This window comes from Microcoleus sp. C2D2 (assembly GCF_036702495.1).
In the GTDB taxonomy this organism is placed as follows: domain Bacteria; phylum Cyanobacteriota; class Cyanobacteriia; order Cyanobacteriales; family Microcoleaceae; genus Microcoleus.
Window position 1 is genome coordinate 1 of record NZ_JAUBTO010000254.1, and the last position, 6,703, is coordinate 6,703.

Here is a 6,703-nt window from a genome sequence, read left to right on the forward strand (position 1 = left end):
AGTTCTTGTTTTCTTGACAAGATATTAGATTCTTCGGATTCCTTTTGTCAAGCATGATTGAGACGCTCTTACCCTGGACTTCTTACAACTACGTAAGGATGTTTTGGATATCCCCGACAACGATAAACGATATAACTTGGAATCCCGTAAAGCTTGGCTATGGGTGTTTTCGATGCAAGTAGTATATGGACTAAGAGTGCATGAAGTATTTGCAATTCAGAACGTAAGCCAGTCATTTAAGACAAAAGATAATGTTGTTATCCCCCCGCTAAATAACCCCAGAAATAAAAACATGATTGCTGTAGTGGGAGATAAGACAACACTAGACACAACTACTAAAACAGGCTACCGTTTAGCTGTTCCATTGTTGCCTCCCACTCATCCTAACTTGATAGAACAACTGGAAATCAAAACAGGAAAAGTGCCTAATGTGAACATCATTTCAACCAATCCGTCTACCATTGTGGGAAAATTCAACAAATCGGCTCGCAATATTTTACAAGGTTGGTCTAAATTTACCCAAACTCACGCATTGCGTCACCTAAGTAATCTCAACGGCATGATGAGCGGTGTAAGCCTTGAAACTCGCGCTATGAGTCTAGGTCATAGTCCCACAATGAATGATGCAGTTTACAAGAAGCGACAGACTACTAATACCACCATTGATTTGTTAACAAGGTCAGATAGTCAAGCTATCCCGTTAAGTTCAGCTATCAAAGTGCTTAAACAACAAGGTTTTGATACAGGGAAGATTGCTTTATTAGCCAGCATCTACAGCGTTAGCACCGATAAAATCAACGAACTACTTATCGACTAACCCCTTGCCCACCTACCGACCGCCCCCTAAAAAGGGCGGTTTTTTATTGGGCGGTTTTTTATTGCCGATCGTCCGGCACGGAAGAAGGAAACCTTCACTCATGTTGTGTGCATGGTGTGAATCAAAGTAGTAAAGTCTCTCTCTGCTTTCAAGTGTATTTCTGAGCTTAGCCGCCTAACACGGGCGGCTATTTGTGAAAAAGGAAGTCTTTAGGCGCCTAACAGCAAAAAACCCGGTTGTTACACCGGGGAACCCTAGAACCTTGATAAATTAATAGTCAACCAAATTTTATGCCACAGGCGGAACAGTCTGTTCGGATATCCTGGCTACCAACTCTTGTAGCGGAAAAAGTTATGTGCAACCCCATAGGGTCTGAACAAGTTTTTTTGCGGTGACTTTACGGCAAAATATTCCTAACCCCTATAGGTTTCCAGCATAGGAATATGCGAAATTATGACCCCTTAGCAGCCGACCTGTAAAGGTGGACTTTGCAGAACGACCGAAATAGCTTGAGAGCATTTTCTTCTGAGGGCTGCTGATGGCAATATTCAGTAAAGTCAGTTACAACCTCAGTAAGCAGAACTGTTAACTCGTTGTTGTCATCCTTAAAAAAGTCTTGTCGAGTTCCGTCAAACAAAAGTTGGTAAAACTCTTTGAGAAAACAGTATTTGACATAATTCACGTTGTAGGATATAAATCTTGACTTGAGAGTCGCGTACCGAGGGCTTTCCTTCTTCAAAAACGAGTCCTTGTACTGAATCATTCCATCTGCCTGAAGCATCTCAATTTGAGGTGAGATAAGGCTTCTTGTCTCGTGCCAAGGGGTGGTTGTGACTTCCATTGTTTATCTTTTACAACTAAGTATTCTCGAGTACCTGACAGAAGTGAATAAAAGAAAAGACTCACTGCCTGGAGCAAGTAAGTCTTTTTCCACAAATAGCCGCCCGTGTTAGGCGGCTAAGCCAGAAAATAAACTTATACCCTCAAACAAACATCGGAGATGCGGTCAGCCCACTGATGTTTTCTGATATAGTAGTTGCCCCGTGGCGGTGGGAACTCTCCCTTATGTGCCAGCAGCGCAAACCACGACTCTAGGCAATCCTGTACCCCAAAATGTTGGACGTAAGGATATAGATTGAGGCTTTTAGCTTCCGCTTTTAAGCGGTCTGCCAGTTCTCGGTCAGCACCGATTCGGTCGCAGTGAATCGAAGTGAACCGATAAACCGTACTTTCCCAATCGGAGAGGGTAGATTCGTCAAGACCTTTGCTTACCACGTAATCCCAGAGGGCATTAAAAGTTCTCACTACAGCGGGAAGTGCGGGTAAAAACAGGCACAACCGCAAAAGCGCTTGAGACGGCAGCAGTATCAGTTCTTTGGTTGGTGGTAGGTTTAATTTCAGAAGTGCTTCTTCTAAAGCTTTATCCCGTAGTACCAACAAACCGCCTTCAATCAACTCGCCCAATACAGGGCTGTCTGAACCGATTATCTTTTTGAGATGTTTGGCTTTTAATCCGTAGTAAGCAGCCACATCATTCACCGTCATTACACGTAAGCCGAAATACTTAGCCCACTGATATTCGTTGGGCATTACCTCGCAAAGTATCTCAAGTGCCTTGTCGTGGGTAATGCCATCGAATAGGTGAATTCGCGCCGCGCGTGAGTCAAAAAGCGATTCGCGCGTTAAAAATTGCGGTTGTACCGCGCAATCAGAATTTTTTTGTGACATAATAAGAGAGCCAAGAGTTGTAAGCTAACTGGAGGCAACGACCCCGACAGCGTTCACGCGCCTAGGGGTTATGTTGTTTCAATTGAAAGGTTTGTGTCCGCCTAAAATGTCGGACGGTTTTATGCCATGATTATTTAGCTCCAAACGTTGTCAGATAACGGATTGGGGAAGTCGTGACTTGGCTAGCGGTGATAACGCTGGTCAGTCGCGCATCAATCTTCCTTAACAACACGATCGCAGTATTTTGCGCCTCGCGTCAAGCCGCAAATTCGGTCATATTTGCTCTTTTTTCACAAATAGCCGCCCGTGTTAGGCGGCTAAGCTCAGAAATACACTCAAATACTCTTAAATACTCTGTTTTACTAGGAGCCGAAATAAAGCCCCGTTTTAAGGGGCGTAGCTTCCTAATTCCCTTTTTGGGCTTTACCCTCAATCATCTCCAAAATTGCCTCTACATCAGCGAGAGAGGCGGTTGACTTCCTGCGGACAGCCCTTAATTGATTGAGTACCTCTGCTGCTAAGTCTTTTTTATCCATTTCCATAAACGGCAAAACCTTACTGTCTGGCTGTTGCGTTATATCCGCACCGTAAGGCTTTACTTCAGTTTCGTCCGTTTCTATAAATGGGTGACCAAAGTCTGGAATACCCTTTCGCAGCAGTGCTTCTATGTAATCATTTCGGGTCATCCCTTGGGCTTCACCAAAATCTCCCAGCAATTTCCAGTCTTCATCCGTTAAGTTCACCGAGCGCACTCTGCGAGGCGCCTCAGACTTGAATGCAAATTTGCCTGATGTGTTCCGTGGTTTATTACTCATTACCGTTTCCATAAATGGCTAACTTTACCTTAGCCGTTTCCATAAACGGGTGTCAAGATTTTTGGCGTACCGTTTCCATAAACGGTATTAACCTTCTCAAAACCCTTCAAACCGCTGGGGTGACAGTTGGGAGTAGCGGACGGTGTGGTGTCGCTAGGCAAAAAGTGTTAAGGTTCAATCTAGGTTTATCAAGGTTCTCACTCACTTCATCACTAGGGGTAGCGGGAACTTTTTTTGCCTGCGGGTGCAAGCGATAACGACAGAAGACAAATTAGTATTTCTGGGTTGTTGCTGGCTACTTACCTCCATTTTTACAGATAGCCGCCCGTGTTAGGCGGCTAAGCTCAGAAATACACTTGAATACAATGACTTTGAGTCCCGAAAGCTTAAATAACCTCAAGCCAGGGGTAAACAGGTAATAAATCTTAACAGTAGGAGGCGGTTACGCCTCTTTTTTTTGACTAGACTGAAAGACGAAACGAGTGGAAAACGAGTGGAAAACGTTAATCGGGGATTAGGTGAAATTTCTAAACGGCGCAACTGTAAGGTTCAGGGGTTGATGGGAGTAGAAGGACTCGAACCTTCGACCTTGAGATTAAGAGTCACCTGCTCTAACCAACTGAGCTATACTCCCGCATCTAAGCTAGTATAACACAACCGTTCTGAAAACTCAACTTTTTTTGTAAAAATTTGTGGCGATCGCCCTTACTGCAATATTTAATTTAAGTTCGATCGCCCTGATTCCACATTTGATTTAAGCGCGATCGACCTCAAGCACCTCCCCAGAGTTGTGCAAAACGTGCGGCCGACCATCCAACCAAATCTGATACTTGCCCATCTCCAATCTCGACAATTCGCTTGACTCCATCTTGGCGATTTACTGCATCCACACAGAAAAATTTGCTGTGAATTCTGGCAGCACATTCCCTGACAATATCAGGGATTTCTTCGCCCTCACAAGCAGCAAACAGTTGGCCGCGTACAGCGAAGTAACGCTTCTCTGATTGTACAACAAAATCCTCGACAAGTCGCACACAAATCCCACCTTCTATTGTTCCTCGGAACTTTTGCATCTGCGCAATGACCGCTCTAATTTCTGATGGATGTTTAATAATTGAACCGGCTGACGTTTTGAGAGACTTAACGTAATCTTTGATAAAAAACCTTTCCCAGCCTAATGTTCTCAATTCGCTTTCCAAATCATCATCAACGGTGTAAAACTTTGTTACTGGGGTTAAATCGGCGATCGCAGGATACCAATTTGGCAGATAGTGCGTTAATAAATACTCAGCTTGCGAGGTAAAGGGACAAGCTCCTACACTCTCTACAGCATTAACCAACTGTTCGTATTCCGAGGGTGAAAGCATCCAACCTCTGTAAACTACTTCTGAGTTTTGGGGAAGCGGCGGGCTGATTTTAGGTGAATTGTCCCCCAAGGATTCTAAGCAGATAGCCGCAGTGTTGAATCCTGCTTTATTAAGCGATGCAGCTTGGTCGACGTACATCTCATCAACCTGTTTTCGATTGAAGTAATCGCTAGGAAAAAGAAATATCATCACAGCTTTATTATTGGTACATAACCTTACAATAAGATGACTATTTGTACATAAAAAATAATTAGTAAGGTGGACTTTTGCCCACCCTACTGACTATAATTGGTTCCGAAAGCGTCTACTTGAGAATTCGGGAGACGACACCGGCGCCCACAGTGCGATTGCCTTCGCGGATGGCAAAACGCATATTTTGTTCGATCGCGATCGGCTGCAACAACTTCACAGTCATATTAACCCGATCGCCCGGCATTACCATGTCGAGCCCGCTGCCGTCATCAGCCGTAAAAGATGCGATCGTACCTGTAACATCCGTTGTCCGCACGAAGAATTGAGGGCGATATCCCGCAACAAAAGGAGTGCGGCGGCCGCCTTCTTTTTCTGACAGCACGTAAACCTCAGAATCGAATTCAGTGTGAGGTTGAATTGAACCGGGTTTAGCAAGCACCATCCCCCGCTCAATTTCGTCTTTTTGGATGCCGCGAAGCAACAAACCGACATTATCTCCAGCCATTCCTTCATCCAGAATTTGCTGGAACATTTCAACACCGATAACAGTTAGCGTGCGAGTGTTTTGGATTCCCACCAATTCCACAGTATCGCCGACTTTGATTTTACCCCGCTCGATTTTGCCAGTGGCGACAGTTCCCCGACCTTTGATCGAGAACACATCTTCAACAGCCATCAGAAAAGGTTTGTCAATATCGCGATCGGGCGTAGAAATCCAGTCATCTACCGCATCCATCAAATTGTAAATGCCATCAACCCACTCATCCTCGCCGCGGTGTATTTTCGGATTAGCAGTCATCTTTTCCAGCGCTTTCAGTGCCGAACCTGCGACAATTGGAATATCATCGCCGGGGAAACCGTAAGAACTGAGAAGTTCGCGAATTTCTAACTCGACTAACTCCAAAATTTCCGCATCGTCCACCATATCTTTCTTATTCAAAAAGACAACCAACTTCGGCACTCCCACTTGCCGCGCTAACAAGATATGTTCGCGAGTTTGAGGCATCGAACCATCGGCAGCGGACACGACGAGGATTGCACCATCCATTTGAGCGGCACCCACGATCATGTTTTTCACGTAATCAGCGTGACCCGGACAATCAACGTGAGCGTAATGGCGATCGCCTGTTTCATACTCAACGTGAGCCGTATTAATCGTGATTCCCCGCTGTTTTTCTTCCGGTGCAGCATCGATTTCATCGTACTTTTTAGCCTTGGCCCGACCCTGTGCAGCTAGCGTCATTGTAATCGCCGCTGTTAGGGTTGTTTTGCCGTGGTCAACGTGACCGATAGTACCGACATTGACGTGGGGTTTGTTCCGTTCAAATTTAGTGCGTGACATTACATTTGATTCTCCTTTTAGAATTGTTGTTTGTTTTCAATCATTAGTTTTTAGTCCTTAGCCTCTTTTTAATGAGTAAGAACCGCTGGCTAATGATTAAAAGGGAAAGTGGAGGAGTCGAACCTCTACAGCTTTACGCTGCACTCTGGTATTCCAAACCAGTTGCTGTCCACACAGCCGCACTTTCCAAGTTTTGGGGTTTTTAACCGCAGATAATTGCAGATTTGGGATTTTTAACCGCAGATAATTGCAGATAACGCAGATGAACGCAGATAAAGGCAGCAGATTCTATGCAACAATGTGCCGTTAAATCTCAAGTCTAAAATTTCACAGATATCCCTTAATCTAAAATCTAAAATCGATGTTTTGGGATTTTTAACCGCAGATAATTGCAGATAACGCAGATGAACGCAGATAAAGGCAGCAGATTCTATGCAACAAT

The 6,703-nt window shown here is 44.6% G+C and carries 7 protein-coding genes and 2 tRNA genes; 1 reads left to right on the plus strand and 8 read right to left on the minus strand.

Annotated elements, in window-relative coordinates; translation table 11 throughout:
- Positions 1 to 172 precede the first annotated feature (172 nt).
- Positions 173 to 817, plus strand: a complete 645-nt coding sequence (locus QUB61_RS36920; protein ID WP_333136015.1) for a hypothetical protein — start codon at positions 173 to 175, stop codon at positions 815 to 817.
- 451 nt (positions 818 to 1,268) lie between these two features.
- Here the strand turns inward: QUB61_RS36920 and QUB61_RS36925 are convergent, their stop codons facing one another.
- The 8 genes from QUB61_RS36925 to QUB61_RS36960 form a co-directional block, all read right to left on the minus strand.
- On the minus strand, positions 1,269 to 1,658 hold the full coding sequence (locus tag QUB61_RS36925) for a hypothetical protein (RefSeq protein ID WP_333136017.1): 390 nt from the start codon (positions 1,656 to 1,658) through the stop codon (positions 1,269 to 1,271).
- Positions 1,659 to 1,792: 134 nt separating this feature from the next.
- Positions 1,793 to 2,545 (minus strand): hypothetical protein, encoded by a 753-nt coding sequence (locus QUB61_RS36930; protein ID WP_333136019.1) that lies wholly within the window; start codon positions 2,543 to 2,545, stop codon positions 1,793 to 1,795.
- Positions 2,546 to 2,949: 404 nt separating this feature from the next.
- Positions 2,950 to 3,360 carry a hypothetical protein gene (locus tag QUB61_RS36935; protein WP_333136021.1) on the minus strand — a complete coding sequence of 137 codons (411 nt, stop codon included), beginning with the start codon at positions 3,358 to 3,360 and terminating at the stop codon, positions 2,950 to 2,952.
- Positions 3,361 to 3,920: 560 nt separating this feature from the next.
- Positions 3,921 to 3,994 (minus strand) — tRNA-Lys (locus QUB61_RS36940).
- A gap of 136 nt (positions 3,995 to 4,130) precedes the next feature.
- Entirely contained in the window at positions 4,131 to 4,865 is a 735-nt protein-coding gene (locus QUB61_RS36945; RefSeq protein ID WP_333136023.1) for an ATP-grasp domain-containing protein, read from the minus strand.
- Between the two features lie 166 nt (positions 4,866 to 5,031).
- On the minus strand, positions 5,032 to 6,261 hold the full coding sequence (tuf, locus tag QUB61_RS36950) for an elongation factor Tu (RefSeq protein WP_333136025.1): 1,230 nt from the start codon (positions 6,259 to 6,261) through the stop codon (positions 5,032 to 5,034).
- A gap of 101 nt (positions 6,262 to 6,362) precedes the next feature.
- Positions 6,363 to 6,449 (minus strand) — tRNA-OTHER (locus tag QUB61_RS36955).
- 45 nt (positions 6,450 to 6,494) lie between these two features.
- Positions 6,495 to 6,703 (minus strand): hypothetical protein (locus QUB61_RS36960; protein ID WP_333136027.1); only part of this gene is annotated, 209 nt, incomplete at its 5' end.

What these genes read in the sequence shown, in the direction of transcription:
- QUB61_RS36930 (WP_333136019.1), bottom strand. Translation starts at nt 2,545, where the DNA reads ATGTCACAAAAAAATTCTGATTGCGCGGTACAACCGCAATTTTTAACG.
- tuf (WP_333136025.1), bottom strand. Translation starts at nt 6,261, where the DNA reads ATGTCACGCACTAAATTTGAACGGAACAAACCCCACGTCAATGTCGGT.
- QUB61_RS36925 (WP_333136017.1), bottom strand. Translation starts at nt 1,658, where the DNA reads ATGGAAGTCACAACCACCCCTTGGCACGAGACAAGAAGCCTTATCTCA.
- QUB61_RS36945 (WP_333136023.1), bottom strand. Translation starts at nt 4,865, where the DNA reads ATGTACGTCGACCAAGCTGCATCGCTTAATAAAGCAGGATTCAACACT.
- QUB61_RS36935 (WP_333136021.1), bottom strand. Translation starts at nt 3,360, where the DNA reads ATGAGTAATAAACCACGGAACACATCAGGCAAATTTGCATTCAAGTCT.
- QUB61_RS36920 (WP_333136015.1), top strand. Translation starts at nt 173, where the DNA reads ATGCAAGTAGTATATGGACTAAGAGTGCATGAAGTATTTGCAATTCAG.